The sequence below is a fragment of the Metabacillus sp. KJ11-3 genome (assembly GCF_055808295.1).
The window spans coordinates 182,280-205,549 of record NZ_JBVVRS010000002.1; the positions used below are offsets into that span (position 1 = coordinate 182,280).

The 23,270-nt window shown below is 31.1% G+C and carries 24 protein-coding genes; 15 read left to right on the forward strand and 9 right to left on the reverse strand.

Annotation, left to right across the window (positions count from 1 at the left end; translation table 11 throughout):
* Nucleotides 1–719 precede the first annotated feature (719 nt).
* The 8 genes from AC0L8O_RS26380 (at nt 720) to AC0L8O_RS26415 (ending at nt 9,211) form a co-directional block, all read left to right on the forward strand.
* Complete coding sequence (locus tag AC0L8O_RS26380) at nt 720–2,489, forward strand: hypothetical protein (protein ID WP_473449589.1); 1,770 nt, start codon at nt 720–722, stop codon at nt 2,487–2,489.
* 397 nt (nt 2,490–2,886) lie between these two features.
* Nucleotides 2,887–3,393 carry a T7SS effector LXG polymorphic toxin gene (locus AC0L8O_RS26385; RefSeq protein ID WP_473449592.1) on the forward strand — a complete coding sequence of 169 codons (507 nt, stop codon included), beginning with the start codon at nt 2,887–2,889 and terminating at the stop codon, nt 3,391–3,393.
* A gap of 152 nt (nt 3,394–3,545) precedes the next feature.
* Nucleotides 3,546–4,928 (forward strand): pre-toxin TG domain-containing protein, encoded by a 1,383-nt coding sequence (locus tag AC0L8O_RS26390; RefSeq protein WP_473449595.1) that lies wholly within the window; start codon nt 3,546–3,548, stop codon nt 4,926–4,928.
* 12 nt (nt 4,929–4,940) lie between these two features.
* Nucleotides 4,941–5,489, forward strand: a complete 549-nt coding sequence (locus AC0L8O_RS26395) for an Imm6 family immunity protein (protein ID WP_473449597.1) — start codon at nt 4,941–4,943, stop codon at nt 5,487–5,489.
* Nucleotides 5,490–5,807: 318 nt separating this feature from the next.
* Nucleotides 5,808–5,966 carry a hypothetical protein gene (locus tag AC0L8O_RS26400; protein WP_473449598.1) on the forward strand — a complete coding sequence of 53 codons (159 nt, stop codon included), beginning with the start codon at nt 5,808–5,810 and terminating at the stop codon, nt 5,964–5,966.
* A 237-nt stretch (nt 5,967–6,203) separates the two neighbouring features.
* Nucleotides 6,204–7,319: a 3D domain-containing protein gene (locus AC0L8O_RS26405; RefSeq protein WP_473449601.1), complete on the forward strand. Its 1,116-nt coding sequence runs from the start codon at nt 6,204–6,206 to the stop codon at nt 7,317–7,319.
* A 405-nt stretch (nt 7,320–7,724) separates the two neighbouring features.
* Nucleotides 7,725–8,531: a tyrosine-type recombinase/integrase gene (locus tag AC0L8O_RS26410; RefSeq protein WP_473449603.1), complete on the forward strand. Its 807-nt coding sequence runs from the start codon at nt 7,725–7,727 to the stop codon at nt 8,529–8,531.
* A 347-nt stretch (nt 8,532–8,878) separates the two neighbouring features.
* On the forward strand, nt 8,879–9,211 hold the full coding sequence (locus AC0L8O_RS26415) for a hypothetical protein (RefSeq protein WP_473449605.1): 333 nt from the start codon (nt 8,879–8,881) through the stop codon (nt 9,209–9,211).
* Between the two features lie 382 nt (nt 9,212–9,593).
* Here the strand turns inward: AC0L8O_RS26415 and AC0L8O_RS26420 are convergent, their stop codons facing one another.
* Together AC0L8O_RS26420 and AC0L8O_RS26425 are read right to left on the reverse strand one after the other, a co-directional pair.
* Nucleotides 9,594–10,466: an ATP-dependent DNA ligase gene (locus AC0L8O_RS26420; RefSeq protein WP_473449608.1), complete on the reverse strand. Its 873-nt coding sequence runs from the start codon at nt 10,464–10,466 to the stop codon at nt 9,594–9,596.
* A gap of 52 nt (nt 10,467–10,518) precedes the next feature.
* Nucleotides 10,519–10,857, reverse strand: coding sequence for a YolD-like family protein (locus AC0L8O_RS26425; RefSeq protein ID WP_473449610.1), 339 nt, complete (start codon nt 10,855–10,857; stop codon nt 10,519–10,521).
* A gap of 213 nt (nt 10,858–11,070) precedes the next feature.
* On the opposite strand from AC0L8O_RS26425, the gene AC0L8O_RS26430 reads away from it, so the two are divergent.
* The 5 genes from AC0L8O_RS26430 (at nt 11,071) to AC0L8O_RS26450 (ending at nt 13,733) form a co-directional block, all read left to right on the forward strand.
* A complete protein-coding gene (locus AC0L8O_RS26430) occupies nt 11,071–11,232 on the forward strand; it encodes a hypothetical protein (RefSeq protein WP_473449613.1) in 162 nt (53 codons plus the stop codon).
* Between the two features lie 20 nt (nt 11,233–11,252).
* Entirely contained in the window at nt 11,253–11,426 is a 174-nt protein-coding gene (locus AC0L8O_RS26435) for a hypothetical protein (protein ID WP_473449615.1), read from the forward strand.
* A 20-nt stretch (nt 11,427–11,446) separates the two neighbouring features.
* Nucleotides 11,447–11,968: a PDZ domain-containing protein gene (locus AC0L8O_RS26440; protein WP_473449617.1), complete on the forward strand. Its 522-nt coding sequence runs from the start codon at nt 11,447–11,449 to the stop codon at nt 11,966–11,968.
* A 251-nt stretch (nt 11,969–12,219) separates the two neighbouring features.
* A complete protein-coding gene (locus tag AC0L8O_RS26445; protein WP_473449619.1) occupies nt 12,220–12,732 on the forward strand; it encodes a hypothetical protein in 513 nt (170 codons plus the stop codon).
* Nucleotides 12,702–13,733 carry a sensor histidine kinase gene (locus AC0L8O_RS26450; protein ID WP_473449622.1) on the forward strand — a complete coding sequence of 344 codons (1,032 nt, stop codon included), beginning with the start codon at nt 12,702–12,704 and terminating at the stop codon, nt 13,731–13,733. The genes AC0L8O_RS26445 and AC0L8O_RS26450 overlap by 31 nt, the downstream gene beginning before the upstream one ends.
* Before the next feature lie 235 nt (nt 13,734–13,968).
* Here the strand turns inward: AC0L8O_RS26450 and AC0L8O_RS26455 are convergent, their stop codons facing one another.
* The gene (locus AC0L8O_RS26455; protein WP_473449625.1) at nt 13,969–14,682 is read right to left on the reverse strand and encodes a hypothetical protein; all 714 of its coding nucleotides are present in this window, start codon (nt 14,680–14,682) and stop codon (nt 13,969–13,971) included.
* Between the two features lie 358 nt (nt 14,683–15,040).
* On the reverse strand, nt 15,041–15,673 hold the full coding sequence (locus AC0L8O_RS26460) for a response regulator transcription factor (RefSeq protein ID WP_473449628.1): 633 nt from the start codon (nt 15,671–15,673) through the stop codon (nt 15,041–15,043).
* 474 nt (nt 15,674–16,147) lie between these two features.
* On the opposite strand from AC0L8O_RS26460, the gene AC0L8O_RS26465 reads away from it, so the two are divergent.
* Nucleotides 16,148–18,433: a WG repeat-containing protein gene (locus tag AC0L8O_RS26465; protein WP_473449629.1), complete on the forward strand. Its 2,286-nt coding sequence runs from the start codon at nt 16,148–16,150 to the stop codon at nt 18,431–18,433.
* Nucleotides 18,434–18,647: 214 nt separating this feature from the next.
* The gene (locus tag AC0L8O_RS26470; RefSeq protein ID WP_473449631.1) at nt 18,648–19,583 is read left to right on the forward strand and encodes a CAP domain-containing protein; all 936 of its coding nucleotides are present in this window, start codon (nt 18,648–18,650) and stop codon (nt 19,581–19,583) included.
* Nucleotides 19,584–19,765: 182 nt separating this feature from the next.
* Here the strand turns inward: AC0L8O_RS26470 and AC0L8O_RS26475 are convergent, their stop codons facing one another.
* From AC0L8O_RS26475 to xerS, 5 genes are all read right to left on the reverse strand, one after another.
* Nucleotides 19,766–19,966: a DUF8096 family protein gene (locus tag AC0L8O_RS26475; RefSeq protein WP_473449634.1), complete on the reverse strand. Its 201-nt coding sequence runs from the start codon at nt 19,964–19,966 to the stop codon at nt 19,766–19,768.
* A 28-nt stretch (nt 19,967–19,994) separates the two neighbouring features.
* Entirely contained in the window at nt 19,995–20,336 is a 342-nt protein-coding gene (locus tag AC0L8O_RS26480) for a DUF3895 domain-containing protein (protein WP_473449636.1), read from the reverse strand.
* A gap of 105 nt (nt 20,337–20,441) precedes the next feature.
* Nucleotides 20,442–20,951, reverse strand: a complete 510-nt coding sequence (locus tag AC0L8O_RS26485; RefSeq protein ID WP_473449639.1) for a hypothetical protein — start codon at nt 20,949–20,951, stop codon at nt 20,442–20,444.
* Between the two features lie 156 nt (nt 20,952–21,107).
* The gene (locus AC0L8O_RS26490; RefSeq protein WP_473449642.1) at nt 21,108–21,686 is read right to left on the reverse strand and encodes a hypothetical protein; all 579 of its coding nucleotides are present in this window, start codon (nt 21,684–21,686) and stop codon (nt 21,108–21,110) included.
* Between the two features lie 70 nt (nt 21,687–21,756).
* Entirely contained in the window at nt 21,757–22,815 is a 1,059-nt protein-coding gene (gene xerS / locus AC0L8O_RS26495; RefSeq protein ID WP_473449645.1) for a tyrosine recombinase XerS, read from the reverse strand.
* Nucleotides 22,816–23,270: the final 455 nt, after the last annotated feature.

Below are 23,270 nucleotides of genomic sequence, written 5' to 3' on the forward strand. Positions count from 1 at the left end.
GCTTTGTACCTCAGTGTTGGTTTTATATTTCGCTATTATGGAATTTGCTACAATTCTAACAAATCACTAGAAAAAGTCATTAATTTAAAAAAGAATTAAACAATGAAGATTACTTTACCTATACATACCAAGACACTTTAACAAGAGAGCAGGATTTCATGAAAAAATACTCATTAGATATCGTAACAGCAATACTTACATTCATAATCTTTTTAATAGAGGATGGTTTATCTATGAACAATACTCTCTATCAGGAATAACTAATTACTTCTTAGTACTCGGAGTTTTATTTTTAGTAAGTTCAACAATTTTTAAACTTTTCATAAAAAAATACTAACTTATAGATAGAAATACTGCAGAGTAAAAAAACTTTGGGACTACCCTAAGATAGGTGGAGAGAATAAAAATACTATTAACAAAGAGAATATCTCTTCTAATCAAAATATACATAATTAGCAATATAAATAACTGCAAAAACGCTCAAATTGAGCGTTTTTTTGTGGGAATACTGTAATTATTCACCGAAGACCAAATCGAACAACCTTAGATCAATAATTTGAGAAATAGTACTAATAATTACAAATATAGGAATTTTCCATCACTGATGATAAAATAAATATTACAATTTTTATAAATGATAAACTAGCAAAGTAAATCTAAGTAATAAAGCAAGAGTACTTTTTAGAATATAAACCTATAAAAAGGAGGTCAGAGAAAACATGAATACCAAAAAGATCGAAGAAATTGCTGTGGCAGCTGTAAGAAATGAAATATTACGAAATGATTTACTTTCTGATGAAATTCCTGTAAACGACAAGACCCCATCTTGGGATGGTGAAATTTGGGTATACAATAATAAAAAACAAAAAAAGAGTGATTTATTCGGTAAAATCCCAGTACAGGTCAAAGGGAAAAAAGTAACTAAAATGAGTAAAGAAGAAACAAAATTCCCAATTCAGAAAGTAGATTTGGAAAATTACCTTATGAACGGTGGAATATTATACTTTGTTATTGAAATGATTGATTCAGATAATACACAGATTTTCTACCTATCTTTATTACCTATAGATATCAATAAGATACTAAATGAAATGAAGGAACAGAAGTCCATCACGAAGCGATTTAAAAAGCTACAGTCAACACATAGAGCTTTAGAATTCATATCAAGAAATTTCATACTCCATAGCAGAAAACAAAGCATTTCATTGATCAAAGACATTAAAGGGAACGAATTTGATACTTTTAGTACAAAAATCATATTACCCAGTATGGATAATATAACGGAAGATCTATTTAAATTTGACACATATATTTATGGACACATAAAAAAAATTAATCTAGATATACCTTTATATAAAATGGATTTACAAAAATTAATTGAAGAAACTGATCTAACCATTGGATTAGAAGGAAAAATTATATACAACGAGGTGACAAGAGTATATGAAAAAGAAAAGATAAATTTGGAATTTGGTAAGAGTTTTGTTATTGAACTACCAAAAGTCCTAAAAAGCGCTGAACAAATTAAAATTAACTTCAAAGAAAAGGGAACTATTCAAGAGAGAATAAAAGATTGTTGTTTTATGTTAGAGTTGATTAAGAATAAATCAATTGAAATAAACAAAAACAAATTAGAGTTAAATAATTTTGATAAAAAGGATAAATTTCTAAAGGAAATACCAAGTTACATAAAATATTTAAAAGAAATATCGGAAACCTTTCAAAAGTTAGATATAACTTTTGAAAGCGATTTAAACACATTAACTAAGGATGATATAAGGAAAATAGAAATATTAAGGGACACGATTTTATATCAAAATTACGAAAGGTTAAATTTGAGCAGTTCCTATTTACGTTTTCATATAGGGGAGTTAAATATCGCTTTAGTTTGTTTAGAAGACAACAATCAAAGGTTAGTATTTAATTTTTTCGACTTAGATGCCATTAATCACCACAGGTTTAATATAAAGTTCAGAGAAGAAGATAAAAACGACGAAGTAAGTCATAGTCCCTACATAATATTTGAACCAAGTGAACTTTTTAGTATGAGTAATTTAAATATGAAAGTAATTGAGGCCTCATTAAAAGGAATAGATTATGATAATGAATTAAGTTTTAATTTAACCAATAACTACGCCTTGAATTTACTTAAATACTACGATCATAATAAAAATAAAAAAGAGGTTTTAGATTTAATACTAAATATATTTACATATTTATATAGTATTCAACCAGATAATATCCTCTACTTTATGAATAAAATGCAAACAATTAAAAGAAAAAGAGAGTTTACAGCACGAGAAAAAACTGAAATCATTAATCTTAAAAACCTAAAGCAGCATGCTGATGAGATTTTATGCGGCTTTTATATCTTATTAGATAGTAAAATAGAGTTCGAAATACAATTCAATAAACTAAACAAAGATCAAAGAGAAGCATTCATTAAATATCCAATCTATGATCTAGTTTTTAACAAAAAGCTACTTTAATTTAATATCACGTTTCAATAATCATACGCTTTCCTAAAACAAGGATAAGCGTTTTTCTATGTTTGCATATCCATTTAGAAGTAATAAAGTGGATATTCCTCTCTAAAAAGCTCAGATAAAATAAAAATCCCTTAGCTACTCTAGACCCGTTTATTCCAAGTTCGATATAGTCGTTATTACCTGTAGACAAAATAATCAGTAAGTATTTAGATTCGATTTTTTTTACATTTTTAAGGAATTATGTATCAAAATGGATAATTGTGGTATATGTAAAATTGGAAATCTTATAGTATGTAATACTTCGAGGAGAGGCGCTATCTCTCCTTCACCTTTTCATCAAGAGGTTCAAAGATCAAGTAAGTGTGATTTGAAGTATGAAGAAAGGGTATGTGGTAATTTGAAAGTATATGAAGCAACTACATTAATTGAATTTATGGAAGATCGCGCGAAAGTTTACACAGACTTACGAGAAAAGGTAGAAGCTCTTAAAAGAGAATTTACCGATATTGTCGAGTTAGATAACGACCTAAAAGGTAAGGGAGCAGACGCCATAAAAGGGTTTTATCAGGGCCAAATTGATGTGGCAGATGCCATGCTCCGTTTTATTGATATGCAAATTGCCTTTTTAAATGGTGTCTCAGGTGCAGCAGCAGATGTAGTTTTATCAGGGGAAACAATAGTAGATGTCAACTTTCTTGAAAATGATCTATCCATACATGCTTCTAACCAAATCTCACTGGTTGAAAGTCAGAAGGAAGATCTACAGAAAATCTTTGATGGCATTGACGATATCATTTCTCTTGAGACATTTCCAACAGACAATTTCAATTCCGCTATGGAGGATGCAAAGAAAAAAGAGAAGATACCACTAATGCTGTTGATTCACTGGATCAACAATTACTAGAAGAATACAAGGTTTCAGAAAGTGCAGAATTTCATTTACAAGCACTTTTTCAACAACTTCTAGATTCAACAACCCAAGGAAATACTATTTATCCAATTAACTTCAATGCTCAAGCCTATAAAGCGGGTGAAGCCTATCAACTCAAAGATGAGGTGGAGCAATATGCTGGTGAATACCTCACATTCAAAGAAGAGCAGGAGAAATTTAGAGAAGAGTTAAAAAAGGCAGAAGAACTAGAAACCCGGCCATTACACGAAAAAGCATGGGATACAATCAAAACTTTCGCTGGAGAAGCAACTGGATATTACGATTTTCTCAGAGTAAAAGATGGCGTTGATCCCATTACCGGTGAGGAAATATCAGAAGGCCAACGAGTAGCAGCTGGCGCCATGGCAACGGCTGGATTAATACCGGTTGTCGGTTGGGCAGGAAGAATCTTTAAGGGTGGCAGTGCGATCTACAAAACTGCTAAAGGAATGAACGCCGCTGATAAAGCACTAGATGTTTATAGAACAACCAGTACGTTCTCAAATCTCGAAAAAGCAGAGTTAGGTATCTATGGCCTTGCTTCCGCAAATGGATTTAGTGAGTATATCACAGGGAAAGATATGTTTGGAAATGAACTTACGGATATTCAAAGACAACAAAGTCTATACAATAGCATCCTTGGTCCTACTTTAATGGCTTCACCATTTATACCAACTCTTATAAAAAATGGTAAACTATTAAAAGATGAAACGCTAACTCACATACATCAACTTGCTACCAAAACCAAATCAGGTGCTCGTTATATCTATGATGAAGTACAAGGTGGATTTCACGCTCTACTTCATAATCAGAACATGAATTTTGAGTTTGCTGTACATGGACCAATACTATCTAAAGTGATGAATCCAAAGGAAATTGCAAAGAGGATTGAAGAAGCTGCTTCAAAATTTTCTTTTGGAAAAAGTTTAGGTCTTAATAAAGGAGCAGATGATGTAAACAAAGTTCCTAATAAAAATACAGGAAAAGAACTACATAATATAGAACTAGGAAATACAGATTTAGCTAACTTACGTAAAAAATGGAATGTTCCTGAAACACATACTATTGCAGTTGGTAAAACAGATGTAAAGGGACTTGAAGATTTTACTTTTGAAGGTGGTTCACCGAGGGTTAGAAAAGAAGCGGGTCTTCCAGATCTTGATGTATCGAATCCTAATAGACCAATAAAATCTTCCGGGAAAATTCCATCTGCTACAAGACACGCTGAAGAAGGAGTTGCAAATCAATTCGTTGAATCTGTTGAGAAAGCTGGTATTCAACCTGATGATGTAGTTGGAACATTAAGACTCCATCAGTCTAATCCTTCAGGGGTGTGTCCTACTTGTCTTAGTGGATTAGGTAATCCCAAAAAGGCTCCAGGTGTAATTAAACAATTAAGTTTAAAATATCCTAACTTAGTTGTTGAAGTTACTTCACAGACAGTAGAAGGTGCAAAAGTGAATGGAAGGCTAGAATTTAAAGTGAAAAATGGTGTATATATAGATTAGGAGTGTTTTAATATGAATCAATTTGATTATCTAAGTGTCGATGCCAAAGTAGCGTTTCTAATGACACTATCTGACTTAATTATCGACCGTATTTCTCAATCTGAAGGTTTTGAGGTTGCTGTTGACGCATTAAGAAAGAGCTGGGAATGGGTAAAGTTTAAAAATATTGAAGCTCACAGCATTTATTTGTATTTAGAAAACATGGATGAACAGGATATTATGACATATATGGAATTCGAGGAAGACAGTGATCGGGAAAAAGTATGGATCTGCATAGGTAATGCTATTGCCTACACATCATGGGAGGCATATCATTATGAAAAAGAAAAGTATCTCCCACAGACTATTGAAAGTGTTGATTACGAGACAGTTGAAAGCTTTATAAATAATTTTCATGATGTATATGACAATAAGGAGATAGCAGGTCAACTACTTCAGTACCTAGAATTAAATTATCCATTAGGAACTAGCAAACAAGTGGAGATAAACTCAATAAAGAATTTTGTTGATAAGATTATTTCAAGAGACAATGCTAATATGCACTTTTGGAGACTTATTTAGAGCTTAATAAGATTGAGAGTTTGCATATAATAATTTTTTCAATGTAAAGGGTGATATCGATTAAGATATCACCCTTTATTAAATCCTTTAAAGTGTGAAAGATGATATGGATTTATATCTTTATTAGTATTTATATGTACCAAACATTCCCCGTTACTCTCTAGCACTTTCCCCTCAAATTTTTCATTTAAACCAACTGATTTCTACTGCCATTTATTTTTGGATGGGGAACCATAGCGGTGTGCTTCGTTTTGTTTCCTCTATACGCATGGACAGTCGGTTCATTTTCATTAATGAAACCAATTTTAGGAGCTGCTGGTGGAGCGAAGGTCATCGGGATTACTAGAAACATTGTTTGCTAGACGTAGAGAACAAGGGGCAGCAACGCTTGGAGCTTTCTTTGGTGTAATGTTAGTCCTTATTTTCTTGTTAAGTAAAAATGCTGTTATTGCAATTGGCTATCTAAAGAGACAATAGAGTATGCAAAGGTCTTTAAGCAAATAAACCCATAGAGGATAAAGAACATATACGAAATAACCAGGTAATGTAAAAGAATTAAGAAATAGTATTAAATATCTCATTGAAGCAATAATAGCTTTTTGATAGAATATACATAACTACATATCGGATTTTTATAGGGAAGCACCCTAAATAAGTGGATTAGCCACTTTTTTAGGGTGCTTCTTTTTTTGTATGAAAAAGGAGCAGGAAGAAATGACTAAATCAAGATTGTTCATGATCGGCTTAATAGTACCAGTTATACTGACTTCGGACCTCTTAACAGTAAAAGCAACAATCTCTACAGAATCTCTAGAGCATGAACTAAAACAGACTGAATCACTAATTAATCAAAAAGAAAATGAACTTTCCACCGTTCAAGCAGAAATTCAATACATTATTGAAGATCTTAAAAAAGTACAGGACTCGATTACAATAAATAAAGAAAAAATCGACACTATAAATGGCCGTATAAAAAGGACGGAACAACTTATAGAAGAGAAGAAAGAGGAAATCCTAATTTTACAGGATAAAACCTCCTATCGTTTTGCAATTATGAAAAATCGTTTAAAAGCTCTACAAGAAAATGATCAAGTCGATATAGTCATCGGCATGGTTGTAAATTCAAAAGGAATTGGCGATTTTGTTCAACGAATTACAGCAATTAATACTTTAATTGATGCTGACAATCAAATTCTAGAAGCACAAGAGGATGATTTAGAACAACTCGAGTTAGACAAACGGGAAATTAGCCAGTATGAAGGAGACCTTAAAATAATCCAGGAGGAACTGCTAACAATACAAGACCATTTAGACAGTCAATTAGCCCAAAAACAAGAAAAGATAAATCTCCTCCAATCCAATTACAAAAAAATCTTTAATCAAATATCAATAGCTGAACAGGACAAGGTCAATATACAAGATAAAATTAAAGTTCTTCATGAACAAATAAAAAAAGAACAGGAAGAAGCAAAGTTACGAGCAGAAGCGATAAACCAAATGAATATGAACCAGTTACCTACAGATAGATCAATACAAGGTGTTGAAATGTATGTAGAAGCTACCGCATACACCGCTTACTGTGAAGGGTGCTCAGGTACTACCAAAATTGGTATTGATTTACGAGCAAATCCAGATGAAAAAGTGATAGCAGTAGATCCAAAAATAATTCCTCTAGGCTCAAAAGTTTGGGTCGAAGGATATGGAGTTGCAATTGCTGGAGATACGGGTGGAGCCATAAAAGGACACAAAATCGATGTTTTTATTAAAGATGAAGCAGCAGCTTTACAATGGGGTCGTAGGAAAATTTTGAAACTAATTATTATGACTTAATGTTAAGACTAGGTTTTTCCAGACATCAGTAGACCTAAAAGGAGAGATATAAAATGGAATTTCAGAGAGATGGAGATTTCTTCAAAGGATTACTCATAGCAACCCTTTTTAGTGTACCATTATGGATTTCATTAATTGGATGGATAAAAATTTTCATTTAATTGGGTAAGTCTTATAATAGGGTGTTCAGATAAAAATCAACCGATAGTTAACTGCTTTCTAAGATAAAATTAGCTTTTTGTATTTTATCCGAGTTTACTTTGAAGGGACTAAAACATTAATTATAAGATGATGTATCAAAAAGACGATCTTGTACATTTGCTTGTGTTCCTAATAGCATCATTTACTATCATATTATGGTTTTTTAAAGTGATTTAATTTAGTAACAATAAGGCGGTGTCACAATTGTATGATTTATATAACGTAGTAGATTTCACAAAATTTCTAAGTAGTTCTGGGGTAAATCAAAATAACAGAGTAACTTATATAAGTGCGATGAATAATTTCTATAAATATCTTTTAAATGTAAAAAGTGCAGATAAAGATTTAGATTATGATTTAATTGATATATTTGAGTTCATAAAAGAAAGACAGTTAATAGGCAGATCGAGAGGTACACTTCATAAATGTGTCCTCAGTATAAACGCATACTCTTCCTTCGTAAATAAAAACCTAAATATAGAATTTAGAGATATTCCTTTATTGGTAGATGATCAATTCCCAAAGAAAGAATTTGTCATATTAAAAAAAGAGGCACAAATAAACTTGTATAAATATGCTCAAATGACTTGGAAAAAAAGAGATATTTCAATCCTTTTACTTATGCTTGAGACAGGCATTAAAATCTCTGAAATCATTGCATTAGAGAAAAGGGACCTTTTTCAAAGAGGAGATAAGTGTTATATAAGAATCCGGTCTAACTTTTCTCGTATAGTACCGATTTCAAGAATTCTACATGATCATATAATCCATTCCTATTTATCAAGAGTAGAAAATGAAAGTGCCATGTTTATTACTCAACATGGGTTTAGAGTTAAGGAAATGAGCTTACAGCATATACGAAAGAATTTTGGTCTTAGTCTCCCTATTTTACGGGATACTTATATCTATAACCATCTCATGAGTATAATAAATGAAAAGGGAATCAAAGAGGATTATATTAGAAATATTTATGGAGATCATTCTCTTAGATTCAAAGATCTTGATCTGTAAATAGATTATGGAGTGCCATATCAAAGGAACGAAATTTCAGAAAGCTTATTATCTGTACTACCTGGAATGCTTTCGTTAGGTATGTATCAAATAATTCAAGGAATTCTAATCTATTTAACTGGCTTCGGTAATGCTATCTAAAAGGGGCTGAGAAATCCAACTACAGAAAAAGATAATTTACAAAATGCACCAAACTCTTTGGAAGAAGAACTAACTTGTCCAAAAAAGGCAAGAGAGTGGGAGATTTACTTTTATAATGTTAAACAAACAATTAGTCCTTGTTTTTTCTAAAATTATTAGGATTATATTTTGTTAGAAAATGATTTCCAACGGGAGGAAGCAAATCAATGAAAACTATAAATTCCAGATATGAAACAGCTGTTAAATCAGTAGTTATACAAGCACAAGATTGGTTATCAGTTGATTATATCAGCAATCACACTGTATCCCAAATGAACGGTCTACATTATGCATGTGAGCTAATCATAAAAGAAGCACAGAGCCAACAATATCATACATACCAGGCAATCTACGACGGACTCCAAACACTAATGCTTACTCTATATAATAGTAATAGCATTGAAGATAATAACCCTGAGTTTGTCCAGTATGTAAAAAAGACATGTGAGTTGCTGCTTGATACGCTACAAAATAGCGTTAAAAAGGAAGTGATTATGTGAGGAAATTCGGTTTGTTCATGTTGTTACTTGTTATAAGTATCGTTATTTCAACTAGTAATGTGTACGTATAATAGGAGGATAGTTTCCGGCAGTAAGTGAAGTGGATTTACAGACCGCTTTATCCAATTGGATAAAAAGTTGAAAATGTTCTACTACGATGATTTGAGAACTGCTGTATATAAAGCTTTTGAAACAATTGTGGAAGAAAACGATGGAAACTACGGATTTAAAATTGCTGTAGAAAATAAAACTTTGAAATTACTGAATTCAAATTAATTTTTAAAAGTGAACTAAATACAGATGAATATATTTTAAGAAGGTATTCGGATACATATACAATAAAAGCGAATACCTTCGGCACTTAATTATAAGCTGCATGTAATTATTCCGTTATCACTTCTAATAGAACTGGAATTCTCATAAAACCACCTGAAGTCCAATGTAGAAATTTAACCTTCACACGCACAAATGGCTGTATGTAAACAAAATCACCATCTTCTTTTTTTACGTAATTTCTAACAAGATTGTAGAATTGTCTTCTTAAATCAATGCTACCATGCTCAATAACACCTGCTGGCCTCATTCGACCTTCATCTTTAATTGATGCTAGTAACCCAAACTCACCTTTACGATAACCAGTTACAAATATAGAGTCTGAGTAAGTGTAGTTTAGCACCTTTACCCAGTCACTTGTCCTCCGATCGGGAATATATCGACTATTTTTCTTCTTTTGAACCATACCTTCAAGCCCTTGCTCTTTAATCGCTTCAAACAAAGCTTCTCCATTTCCTTCAATATATTGGATTTTTACAATATGGTCTGTATCTTCCAACTCGTTCTTCAGTATTTCTTTCCTTTGAATTAACGGAAGATTCATTAAAGATTCCCCATTTAGCATAAGAATATCAAAAACAACATATGTAACCGATATTTCTTTCATCAGGTACATAACTTTATGATCATTCTTACACGAAAACCTTTCCATAAGCTTTTCGAAACTAGGTTTCCCATTATCCATGACAATGATCTCACCATCCAAGATAATGTCCTTAGATGTAGGGAGGGGGACTAACTCCGGATATCTATTAGTTACAGGATTTCCATTTCTCGTATATATCGTAATATTCTTATCGACTTGGCTGTATATAGCTCGATGACCGTCAAATTTTAACTCATTCAAAAATTGATTCGAGCCTTCATCTGAATCAAAAAAAGGATCATCTTCACGTTCTAACAGTTGGGGGGACACAAACATATCACCAACTCCTTTAACGCTAGTATGAACCATTATTATAGTTTATACACACTTATATTACTGCTGCTCCTACTACGGAATCAAAAGCTACGAACTCAGTGTTAATTTGATTTTTCACATACATTTTGCGATAAACAGGATCTATCTTTATTACCACAACAGGACCCAAACATTCTATAAAGCCATCTTTCCATAGATCTAATTTAATCGTAGCTTGATCTTGGAAACTAGTCACAATAACATTATTTATCTCTAAAATTTCATAATCGTCTAATATTGGTTTTTCTCTCTTTTGAATATCAACTTCTGCTTTATTCAGTAAAGCCTTTTGTTCCGGCATAATAAAAGGAGCCCATTTCATCAATTGCCTATCTTTAAGGCCTTTCACCATTTACATCACCTTTATACTTGTTTAAACATGATTGTACAGAACATATGTTTTATAATCAAGTTTTAATTCTGTGTTAGAAGCATTCCTTTAGACAATTATATTCTGACACACACGAATTAACTAGCATAAATTAACTAAACATCCTTAAATTTCATAATAATATTATACCTATTTTATAGAAAATCTAGTAAAATAGAATTATTAAAGGAGGGTATGGTCATTAAAAACAACAGAATTTCAGACATAGTAGCATACCTTGTTGATCCAAAGAACAAAGAAGAACTTGTACAGATTCTTATGAACCGCTCTTGCCTACTTTATGTAGATGAGATAGAAGAAGATGCCATAAAAAATGTGTTTTTTGAAACTATTTAAATTTAAAAGGAGAGATTGAAATGAATTCAACAGTAGAACAAACAATTAATTACTTACAAAACAACGAGAAAGAGAGACAAGCTGTGTTAGCAGGTACTGTATCTTTGTTAAAAGTAACAAAGGAAGAAACTTTACAAGTAATAAAAGTTATTAAGGACCATAGCAAGGTTTCTCTTTCTAAGTTCTGGTATTAAGAGGGAGCTTTATTAAGTAAGTGAAAATACAAGCAAGAGGGATCTACACCATTGCAGTAGTTGTCTTTATCCTTCTCGTTTCTTACACTACGTATTTTACAGCTGCACATCCATATATAGGTTCTAGAGTTACCAATGATCCTAATAAACCTATAACTGTAGTAGAGGTAGAGCCAGGTGCATTATCTGCTAAATCAGGTATTGAAAAAGGAGACATAATCCTATCGATTAATGGTGAAGATCCCCATAAAAATCCACAAGTAATTAATTATGAAAGAATAGAGAAAGTTACAGATATACAAATTCAAAAGAGTAATGGTGAAATATTAGAATTACACTTTGAATATACATTAGATTTACAAACAATATTTCAAGTTCCTATCCCATTGGTGTTGGCAATTTTAATTCTTTATGCGAGTTATCACATTTATAAAACGAATGAAAGTAATCTGTTCAATAAATCTTCATTTTACCTTATTATCTTCCTATTTGATATGGCAATTGCATATCTAAGTGGGGGGGTTCATCAAGAGGCGAATTAATATTACGCTACTTGAATATAATTACTTTTTTGTCTGTTCCTGTATTATTCCTTCAATTTATTTATCATTATTTCTCTGAGTTAGGTAAAATATGGTTCAATAAATGGTTCTATAGAATTGGATATCTCATAGTCCTTACTAATGTTTTGATAGAAAAAATGCCGTTTGGAAGTTTTTCAATTCTCAAAACAAGTAACTTATTATCATTTATTACACTTTACTTTATCGCTATACTCGTAATGATGTTAGGTTTGAAACGTATAGAATATCGAGCTCAAAGATACTTGATTAAAGTACTCTTGATCTCAAATGTAGTTGCTATTGCGCCATTCATCCTTTTCTATGCAATTCCATATACGTTTTTTAATGTCCATATTTTCCCGCCTGTAATTTTAGCTGGTTTCCTTTTAATTATTCCTATTGCCTTAGTCTATCAATTTCTTGCAGAAAAAATTCATGATATTGATTTTTTAATGGGGAGAATTCGATATTTCTTATTAATAGGATTAATACCTTCTATTATTGGGGTATCTTTAGTTGCTACAACAAAAGGTGATAATCCAGCATTATATTCGATTAGACTATTTGTTTTTCTCCTTATTATCTTTATTGTAACGTTTTATTATAAAGAAATACTTGATTTCAAATTTAATAGATTCTCAGAAAAAAGAATTATCAACAGAGTATATTTAATTATACAGAGAGCCTACGAACAGCAAATAATATCAATCAGGTGTTCAAGGAGCTCAATAGGACTATTTTAGATATCACTCTTGTAAGTGATATACAACTTGTTGAATATCAAAAAAACGATACGAATCTTGATTATTGGATAAAAACTCTTCCAGCTAATCTTATGGAATTTAGTTCCGACATTGCCAAATGTAATGATTTCATTGGACAAATAATTGAAGTAACAAGAGGATTTATTATAAATGTTGGTGAGACTGACAAAAGCCATTATATCCTTGTATGTACAACTAAAATCAACACTCCCAAATTAACGAGAGATGAATTATCTTATCTTAAAACTCTTGCCTATTATACAAATGTAACTCTAGAAACCTTTTTGAAAATCGAAAATCTTATGGCATATCTCGAAGACCTTGAGGATTCACAAGATAATAGTAATCCAGTCTGGTTAAATCGTGTCCTATATAAATTGGAAGAAAAACAAAGATCAGAGGTTGCCAAAGATTTACACGATTCCGTTTTACAAGATTTAATTTCTTTTCAAAAACGTTTCGAAAGGGCAAGTGATCAATATTTAGCAGATAAAATTTCAAAGAATGATGCAGATAAAATGATGGATGATATATCTAAGATTATTGCTACGACTAGGGAGACATGTTATGAATTACGACCGAATGTACTGTATGATTTAGGTTTAAAAAAGGGGTTAGAGAGATTAGCATATCAACATGAAAATAATACTGATATGGTTGTTAATATGAATATTAACAATTTACGCAATCCCAATGACCTCGATGTGCAATTAAATATCTATCGTATAGTACAAGAATTGCTTAATAACGCTGCAAAGCACTCTAATGCTTCACTTATAACTTTAATCCTTGTTAATATTAAAGAGAAAATGGTTATACATTATGAGGATGACGGTATTGGATCTATTAAAGATAGCCTATTCTCAAAGGAAAATGGTATGGGATTATCGGGTGTTCGAGAGAGGGTTGCATTATTAAATGGTACTGTAGACATTGAAACAGAACCTAATAAAGGATTTAAAGTAATTATTGAGATTTAATTTAAAAAAGACGTTTATTTAAAAAGGACTTATCCAAAAATGGATAGTCCTTTTTAAATAAACATAAACTAACTTTCAAACTTTTCTATCTTTTTCAATGCTCTTATCGAGATAAAAACTAAAAGTAATGGTGATGTAAGATTGATCCAAATACTTCCAGTAGAAATTCCGACACCATTGATTATTAAATATATTAGTAGATATATTACTGTACTTCGATCCCCTCGCAAGTTTCTTAACCCCTCCAAGCGTTTTTAATACATGCACCATTTCCCCCGACGTTAAAGCCTAGTGCTACTCCTAAACATACTACACATCCGACTCCTGCAGAAAATGCACAACCTAATGCACACGCAGCAGCAATTGTCCCGGCTAATGCAGCAGAAATCCCCAAGCATTCTGCTAATTTAGTAGTATCAAATCCCATAGTCGAGAATTGGGGGGCATTAGCCCTAAATTCTTCTGCTGTTTCAAATTTATGTTCCGTATCTTGGATTAGTTTTTCAACACCATCAGAATATTGAGCTATCCGAAAATTACTATCTTTATTTTTAGTAAGATAAAATTCAGTTGTACCTAAAAAGGATCCATCTTCCTTAAATACTATAGAGACATTGCTTAATTCATGACTATCTTTTAAGTTTACAGGTGTACCAACCATATAGTATGTAGATTCATCATCTGAATATTTCACTAATTTTGCTTTAGAAAACACTATTTTATTAGTTTCGATATTAAACTTAGCAGTTTTATTCTGGACTAATTTTTTTGCTTTCTGAATAAATTGTTTAGTAGTTGCCTTATCAGTAATTACAGCAGTATTTTCGATCTGATCCTGGAGATTCTGCAAATCTGTATTACTTTCTACATTTTCAATTGCATTAACAGGAATAGTAGCAACAAACGTCAAAACTAGTAAGACAAAGAGGTTAAAAATTTTCCTTTTCATAATCTCTCACGCTCCATATGGTTTTTTTGGTACTACTAAAATATAACACAATTACCTTTAAATGGTATAAAAGGAGTTGAAAAATTTGAAAAAATCCAGAAAATGGTTCTTTGTTAGTGTTATTGTTGGAATCTTCATTGGTTATTTAGCAATTAATACACTCATGAATTAAAAAGTTAAGGGATTATAATTCTTCCAGATTCTCAAATATGGACTAAAAACAGGCTTGGAGAGATTTCTCCAAGCCTGTTTTTGATGTGAATTGATTGGTATTATTTTTGGTTTGGGTCTATCGTATAATTTAAACTCTTCAATACAGAAGTAAAGCCGTAATCAACTCAGAGGATCTTTATAGTTACTAGCTTATTAATCCTTCCGATCTCGCAATAAGAACTGCTTCTGAACGTGACGATACTCCCAATTTTTGAAATATATCTGTCAAAGAATATTCAACTGTTCGCTTACTCACATATAATTCATCACTAATCTCTTGGTTTGTCATACCTTCTCCAATATATTTTAGTATTCTAAACTCCCGTTCAGTATAAGTATTTTTATAAGTAATAGGATTATTTTTTCGTTTTAATGCCCTTCTAAGAATCCCAATAGGCATTATAAGATTCCCATCTAAAACTTGATCTATATAATCAATGATTCTCTGCTTTGTGATATTTTTATTTATAGCACCGTAAAGCCCATTATTAACTGCTTCTTCAAAGTAATCGGTAACATCATACCCAGTGTATAGGATAATTTTACAGCCTGGTTCCTTTTTGAGAATTTTTTTGGATACATCTATACCAGTCATCTCTAAACCTAAATTAATATCCATAAGCACAACATCGTACAATGAATAATCATGACTTATAATGCTATCTATAGAAAATGGTGGGTGGAGTGTATCGACTGATAAATCCTTACTTGATTCTAAAATTGATTTCGTACCCTCAGTTAATGCAATATGATCGTCTATTACTAAAACCTTAACCATAAATATTTTCACCTTTCAAGACTAAATATAGTAACGTCAATTATATATATTACCATGATAGAATACATATATAATCTTGAAAGGGTCTTATTTCCTGTAAATCCACATTTTTTTATTACAATGATTCTTTTTGTAGATATATTTACCCACAAAAGAATACAATTAATATTAAGAATATGTAAAATTTAAAAAAACGATAGTAGTTTAAAGGGTTATAAGAAATTCTCTAATGCAATTAAACCTTACAAGTAGTTACTTTTATGAAACTCGTACATCTTATCTACTAATTCATGATCTTCCGCAAACGGGCCATATCCCGGAATAAGAAAATTGCGCAAATTACGTTACGGGGGATCTTGAAATAATTGTTATAAAGTATAGAAGCAGATTAGTTGGCCAGTAGTGAACAGTTAAAAACTCTATAATATTATATAGTAAAAATATATCTAAAGTCTTGAAGGGGAAAATATCATTATGAAAATATTAAAACGTATCGTTTTAAATAATTCAGCTCGTAAGTTAATTATTCCATTAATAGAAAATGGAGAAATAGAACTTTTAGAAGAGTATACCTACCCGGAAGGGTCGGCAATTTGGGTATTAATAAATCATGAGAGAAAATTGGATAAAAAGATAACTATTAAAGAGCCAGAAAAAGTTCGTAATCAAAGAAAAGCTATTGAAAGGAAGGACTTGTATACAAAGCATAAGTCAAAGATTAGGATGAATAAAAAAATAAATCAAACTTTGACTATGGAGAATGAAATTACCAAAAGTGGAGAATATGAACATGAAAAAGAGTTATACCGTATTATATTGGATAAAAAAGGGCAAGAGTTAATCCTTCCTATGATAGATTGTGGGCTAATTCAACTTTTACAAGAGTTTAACAACTATCCTGAAGGTAAGGTCTATTGGATACTATTAAATAAAAAAACGATACATAGAAATCCATTTCTAAAAGGTATTAAAGAAAAAGATTATCGACGTAAAAATAGAATTGCTAAAGAAAAAAAGAAATTATTTGAAAAGTTCCCAAATGAAGAACCAGAAGAAATAAATAGAAGATTCAATATCCGAGGAGATCTGGAAATAAAATATTTAAGTAAAGATAACCTAGGAATATTAAGCTATTTGGAATGTAATGAAAATAATAAGAAATTAATAGGGAAAATAACTAATAAGAATGGTATAGAAAAACCCTTTGTATGTAATAATTTTAATTTTTATGGACTAGATACGTTTGAAATATATAAAGAAAAACTTTCCTCTTCGAATACTCAAAAAGTTTTATTTGATGTTCTTAATGTAGGAGTACTTGGTGGAGAAATTACTAATATACGAGTGTATTCTGAGTTTGGTATTAGTAGCGAGGATAATGGGAAAATCGGCTTTAAGGATTCTAATAATAACTGGGCAGTAGAACCTAAATTTGATTTATGTACTTTAGAGGAAAGAAAATATTTTGGATACTATATTTATAATTCTAGTAATACCTCTAAAGTACGGTTTAAAAATAAAGATGGTTTAATTAATAAAGATGGTCAATATTTAGTTCCACCCATTTTTGATAGGATATTAAATATAGAGAATACACCTGAAATACCCTTTAGTAAAGAAATAAACTTTATATACGAGAAATCATTTGTATATGTAATGAAGGATGGCTTATTTGGTATTTATGATATAAGACGTCAAGACGTTGTTGTCCCAGTAATTTTTAATAAGATAATAAATAATTGTGGTCATAGTAAATTTTATGTATATGTAATGAGCGATGGGCTTATTGGTATCTATGATATAACAAAATATCAGCAAGTTGTTTTACCACCAATGTTCAATGAAATTTTAACTAAAGATGATTTACCAGAAATACCTTTTAATAAAGAAACAAGTTTTATATATAAAGAATCATATGTATTCGGAATAAAGGATCAACTTTTAGGAATTTATGATCTAAAAAAACAGAAATTTATTATTGAACCGGTTTATAAAGATATTTCATACAACAAATTATATCATTATACTTATGTATTTAAGTGTTATAAAGAGCATACTTTTGATTTACTAAACGAAAACTTGGAAAAAGTCATTAATGATATAGATGATGTAAGTTATCATTCTGGTTGGTTTGAATATGAAAGGCAAGAACAGGAACACTTTAGGTTTTTTTATATAGTAAGTAAAACTGGCAAATATGGAGTTTTGGAATGTGATACTCAAGATTTGCTGATTCCTTTTGAGTATCAATATATCAATGAATTAAATAGTTTCTCAAACGAAAGAACAACTTTATTTGTAGCAAAACATAATAATTTATATGGTGTAATTAATCATAGAAACGAAATATTATTAAATTTTGAATATGAAAAAATTATCGGAGCAAGTGGTGAAATGTTGAAAGAAATTCAATATAAAGTAGTTAAAAATGGCGCAACTCTATTAGTGGACTCGGAGGGTAAAAAAATAATATCACTTGATAAGTTTGATAAGGAAATAATTAATTATTTAATCTTTAGTGAAGGTTTAGCAGCAGTTCGAATAGATGGGACATGGGGATATATAAATAGTCACGAGGAATGTATAATAGAACCAAAATTTTTATGGGGAGGACATTTCAAAAATGGTCAGGCAGAAGTAATGGTTAAGACAAGCTTTTGTGACAGAGCTGTTGGCGTAATTGATAATAATGGACACTTTATCGAGGGGCCAACGTGCAATTGCCCTATTCCAGATAGTAAAGGTAGATGGTATCTTTAGTTTTGAGTTAAATACGATGGAAAATCACACTGTATATAAGAGTTCGTAAGAAGAAAGCAAGAACTGTAAAGTGAAATCATAGATGTTCTCATACATAGCAACGCTGAGGCAGCAATAATAAAGGCAATGCTTCTATAAATTGATTGGGATACTCTCTATAGGCAAGGTGAAGTAATGGTCTATAAAGAAAAAGGGTACAAGAAGGAGATTTAACATGAAAAGAAAAGCTGTTTTACTAGTAATTGCTCTATTGGTCATTATGAACATAAGTATAAATAAGTCTTATGCAGCAGGGAATAATGCCGTATTCGAAGGTCAAAATTTAAATGCGATCCTGCAAGTGTTCAATGATAGGATCGATTATGGAAATATTGGATACATTGATAGTCACTACGATCTTTTATCGACCTATATTAAAAAAGTTGAAACAGAGATTGGTAGAGTAAAAGGAAAAACAAACCGGGACAAGCTAAATGAAACATATGTAAGACCTGCAAAAATTGCGAAGGAAAGAGTCATATATGAAGTCTCACAATACCGCTTATTGAAGAATATTGGATTACAAGTCGTTGATGGTAAATCAGATATTTCTAATGATTTAAGTAAGTTAAATCGGTTAAAAAAGAGAGCAGTTGAAATTAAAAAAGCAGGAGAATATGAAAGTGTTCCTTCTTTAATAGATTCTTCACTTGAAATGATTGAAAATTCGCTAAGAACTAATACCATGGTAAAGATAGAAAAGAACAATACCTTTGAGCTTAATAATTTCGAATACGATGTTTTTTTAATGACTAATGTTGAAAGGTTAAGGAATGGTAAAGGGAATGCTTTAACCTTAAACTTCAAACTAAGTTCAGTAGCAAGAGAAAAATCTGCGGATATGGCGAAAAATAATTACTTTAATCACAATTCACCAACATACGGTTCACCTTTTGATATGATGAAACAGTTCGGTATCACTTATCGAAGTGCAGCTGAAAACATTGCTGCCGGCCAACAAACACCAGAAGGAGTAGTTAGTGCTTGGATGAACAGTCCTGGTCATAGAACCAATATACTTGGTCTCCACAATGAAATAGGAATTGGCTTTGTAAATGCCAATAAGACCTATAAAACATATTGGACTCAAATGTTTATACTTGATATATAAAATGTAAGTAGAGGTTGGGACAAAAGTATTTCAGCCAAAGAAAAATCCGAATTACAATTCAAGATTCTACGGATTAGAATGTTGAATTAGTTCGGATTTTTTCTATTAAAGAGCTTATTCTAACTAAAATTATTCGTCATTAGTAATGAACATTTTATTTTTGTCCCAGCCTCTTTTTCATTTTATATGCTCTTTTTTACTCCACAATTTCTACATTTTCGTATAAAAACGCCATTTTTAACAGAACTCTCGAATAATGCATGATTACATCTATCGCAACGACCGTTGATCTTATCCGGATAAGCTTTGTAGTCATATACGACATCTAAATCGCATTCATTAGATTCTTCATGATTTGATTGATTATCTAAGTTGATCATCATAATATTTTATCCTCACTAATACCCATTTTTAGAACAGACTCATTTGAAGGTTTTCTTGTTCGTCTTCCTTTTTAGAATTATCTTTCTCGGTAACAGTATTCTCATTAATTAATTCTTCCGAAATTCCATTAGAAAGGACCTCATACCTACAATCGTCCTGATTCTTTTCAATAGCTTGTAAATGACCAGATCTTTGTAATTTTTCGAGGTATTTCACTACATCAACATATAACTTTGGTCTTCCTGTAGAATACGTTTCGCGTGAAAACCCTTGATGCTCTATTAGGTGCTGGCATAATTCTGTAGCCGAAACTCCTGTGTTATTCTCTAAATATTGATTTATATAGGATTGAGATGATTTAGTAGGCATTTAATTACCACCTTTAGCTAAAATTCTGACTTTAATTGGCTAGGAACACCTCCAAGTGTATGTACAAACTTTCGTGTCCTTTACACTAAACGAAGTAATAAATATTTATTTGATTTTAACGAGATAATAAATCTTTAATTCATTGTTTTCTATAACCACTTCACATTTATCATCTGCGTATATGGAATCATCATTAGTTGGAGAAAATTCAAGAGTTTGATTAGAATTTGTTTCAATTGCCGTATTAATTGCATCCTCTACTAATTTAGGTTGTTCCAGGTCAAGGAAGTATTCTAAAAAGGAATGTATTACTTCGATATCCTCTTGATTTAAAGGAAAGGCAGAAGTAATTTTATCAGTAACAGCAAGACCTTCAATATCTATATCTCGATGATAATGTATCTTATTTTTCACAATAAATGTAATTTCACCTGTATCGTTAGATTCGTAATTGGTTATATCCTTGGCTTCTAAATTACCATCTGCTAAGAAATTATACATTGAGGTAGCTCCTATAGCGCTTGCGTTTAAGGTGGTACTAAATACTTTCTCAAACGAACAACCTGCTAACAATGTCAAGACTAATAAAGATCCTATAATTTTTTTAATAACCATGTTTTATTGGGCCTCCCAGTTAAATGATGGACAAATAGCTATATAAGCTACTTATATGTTAACTCCTTGTACATTTTTAAAAATCTTTTGTGATTTTTTTGAATTTTTTTACAGTCTCTTCTGAATAAATTTCCTCTTCAAGTGAGCGAATCTTTTTTAAAAATACCTTCCAAATTTGATGTTAACAAACACTAAAATTGCTAAACCAATAATAAAACAGACGTAAATCAAAGGAGTTACTAAGTAGATATTTAATACAATAAAACCAACGACAATGTTCATAGCAAAATTTAAAAAATCAACCCACTTGTTAAAAAACTTTCGTTTAAAAAGGGTAGCATGAAATTGTTCATATATGTTCATAGACTTATAAGGTTTATCTTTCCAGGTACTTTTAGCATCATCTAAGCTCTTTTGGATTAGTTCAGCTTCTGCCTTTTTCTTCTTTTCTTCCTCTGATGGTTTCGAAGGATCTGACTTCATATATTGTTTATATTCTTTAACGATCTCATCACTAATAACTTTTATTTCTTCTTTTTCAATTTTGTTAATGAAGCCAATAAGAATAAAAAACTGATAGAGGCCATATGAAAATGCTGATAAGGCGAGTAAAATTGGTAACCATTCAAATGCTGGTTGAAAATAGGTATTATTCACGAAAATAAGGACGCCACCGCCTAAAATACATATGATATATACCATTAATCTTTTGGTGCTGAAGGGGGTTATATACATATAAATCTCCTTAAATACTCATTAATTCTATAGTTGTACGTTTTACTATGTTAGTAGAAACACAGCTGTTTTATTCTTCATCTATAGCCTTCTGTAGCTCTTTTAAAGTCGAGTTCATATAAATGGATGTAGTACCTAATGAACTATGTCCTAATTGAGTTTGTATCAAGTGAGGGGCAACTCCACTTTCCGCTAATTGAGTAGCATAAGTATGTCTAAGCTTATGCGGTGAATATGTTTTTTCAAAACAAATGCTTGTGTATTTATCCATGAGTTTCTGTATGGTCCTGATTGACATAGGTTGACTTTTACCTCTATGAAGAGTGATAAAGAACGCCTTTTCTAATTCAGTAGCTTTATATCTACTTGCTCTTACATCTCTATAAGCTCGTAAATAGGGAAGAGCGAACTTTTTGAATGTAATTACTTCTTCCTTGCTACCTTTTCTTATGATGTTTAAGAAGCGGTTATGGAAGTCTATATCATTAGTTTCAAGGCTTGCTATTTCACTAACTCGCATACCAGTAGCAAGAAGGAGGGAGATAATAGCAAGGTCACGTTCTTTATCCCTTTTAAAATACCGTTCCTTTTTAGTACCTTTAACATAATTAATGTATTCAGATTCAATAAATTGAAGGAGGTATGTACCATCATCTTCATGCAAAATTTTATCTGCCATATTAACTGATTTTCTACCAATGGATTCCTTTCTAGGAACCAATTCGATCTTAGACATAACATTACGATAAAAGTAACATTCACCATCATCATTTTCTGTCTCGGTAGTAAGATATCTAAATAAAGCTTTTAAGGCAGCTATTTTTTGGTTAATAGCATCAGTTTCGTTTTTTGTCTGGGTGGACAGGTACCTAATATAACCGTTAACTTGTTTCTTTTTTAAATTTTCTAGAGCTTCAATAGGGAAGTCAATATTTGATCCTTCAGGGACGATTTCTTTAGTTCTTAGCCAGTTAAAAAAATGTTCATATACCCTTAGGTAAGCTAGGAGGGTAGAAGGAGAAAGCTTCATGAGCTTATCATCTACATACTCATTAACATAGTAAGGCATCGTTTTTAATATTTTCTGCATAAGATTGAAATGTTTTTCTTGTTCTCTCGTGTAAGCCATATAAACACCTCAAGTTAAGTATATTTTTGTTTAATTTTGTCGAAATATGTCGTTAAAACCCATTTTAACGAATAATTATTTATTTAGATCATATATAACTGGGTCATGATAAGAAAAAAGAAGTATGTCCATTTTTAAGCATGATTGTATTCTTCTATACCCGTAGGGGAAAGAATAACAGAGTAAGCTGTTTTCCCAATTGCTCTATTATTTACTTTTTTAATAGTTTGAAAATAAATTTCTGTAAGTTCTCGTGTTGTATTAAAAGTTCCATTCTTAAATTGGATTTGTTTATTAATATATTCTACAGATTTTTTTTCAACTGGAATTCTTCTTCTTCATTTGCAGCATTAACTTTAATGTCTGCATCTATCTCAATAGCGATAAAATCATCATCTGATGAAAAACCTAACAATAATGGATTACTTTGATTTATATACCCTAAATAAAATACA

Bases quoted from the DNA above. Each gene is read 5' to 3' on its own strand.
- AC0L8O_RS26475 (WP_473449634.1), bottom strand. From the start codon at position 19,966: ATGATGATCAACTTAGATAATCAATCAAATCATGAAGAATCTAATGAA.
- AC0L8O_RS26435 (WP_473449615.1), top strand. From the start codon at position 11,253: ATGAATTCAACAGTAGAACAAACAATTAATTACTTACAAAACAACGAG.
- AC0L8O_RS26455 (WP_473449625.1), bottom strand. From the start codon at position 14,682: ATGAAAAGGAAAATTTTTAACCTCTTTGTCTTACTAGTTTTGACGTTT.
- AC0L8O_RS26405 (WP_473449601.1), top strand. From the start codon at position 6,204: ATGACTAAATCAAGATTGTTCATGATCGGCTTAATAGTACCAGTTATA.
- AC0L8O_RS26425 (WP_473449610.1), bottom strand. From the start codon at position 10,857: ATGGTGAAAGGCCTTAAAGATAGGCAATTGATGAAATGGGCTCCTTTT.
- AC0L8O_RS26465 (WP_473449629.1), top strand. From the start codon at position 16,148: ATGAAAATATTAAAACGTATCGTTTTAAATAATTCAGCTCGTAAGTTA.
- AC0L8O_RS26420 (WP_473449608.1), bottom strand. From the start codon at position 10,466: ATGTTTGTGTCCCCCCAACTGTTAGAACGTGAAGATGATCCTTTTTTT.
- AC0L8O_RS26430 (WP_473449613.1), top strand. From the start codon at position 11,071: ATGGTCATTAAAAACAACAGAATTTCAGACATAGTAGCATACCTTGTT.
- AC0L8O_RS26485 (WP_473449639.1), bottom strand. From the start codon at position 20,951: ATGGTTATTAAAAAAATTATAGGATCTTTATTAGTCTTGACATTGTTA.
- AC0L8O_RS26395 (WP_473449597.1), top strand. From the start codon at position 4,941: ATGAATCAATTTGATTATCTAAGTGTCGATGCCAAAGTAGCGTTTCTA.
- AC0L8O_RS26480 (WP_473449636.1), bottom strand. From the start codon at position 20,336: ATGCCTACTAAATCATCTCAATCCTATATAAATCAATATTTAGAGAAT.
- AC0L8O_RS26490 (WP_473449642.1), bottom strand. From the start codon at position 21,686: ATGTATATAACCCCCTTCAGCACCAAAAGATTAATGGTATATATCATA.
- AC0L8O_RS26415 (WP_473449605.1), top strand. From the start codon at position 8,879: ATGAAAACTATAAATTCCAGATATGAAACAGCTGTTAAATCAGTAGTT.
- xerS (WP_473449645.1), bottom strand. From the start codon at position 22,815: ATGGCTTACACGAGAGAACAAGAAAAACATTTCAATCTTATGCAGAAA.
- AC0L8O_RS26470 (WP_473449631.1), top strand. From the start codon at position 18,648: ATGAAAAGAAAAGCTGTTTTACTAGTAATTGCTCTATTGGTCATTATG.
- AC0L8O_RS26460 (WP_473449628.1), bottom strand. From the start codon at position 15,673: ATGGTTAAGGTTTTAGTAATAGACGATCATATTGCATTAACTGAGGGT.
- AC0L8O_RS26380 (WP_473449589.1), top strand. From the start codon at position 720: ATGAATACCAAAAAGATCGAAGAAATTGCTGTGGCAGCTGTAAGAAAT.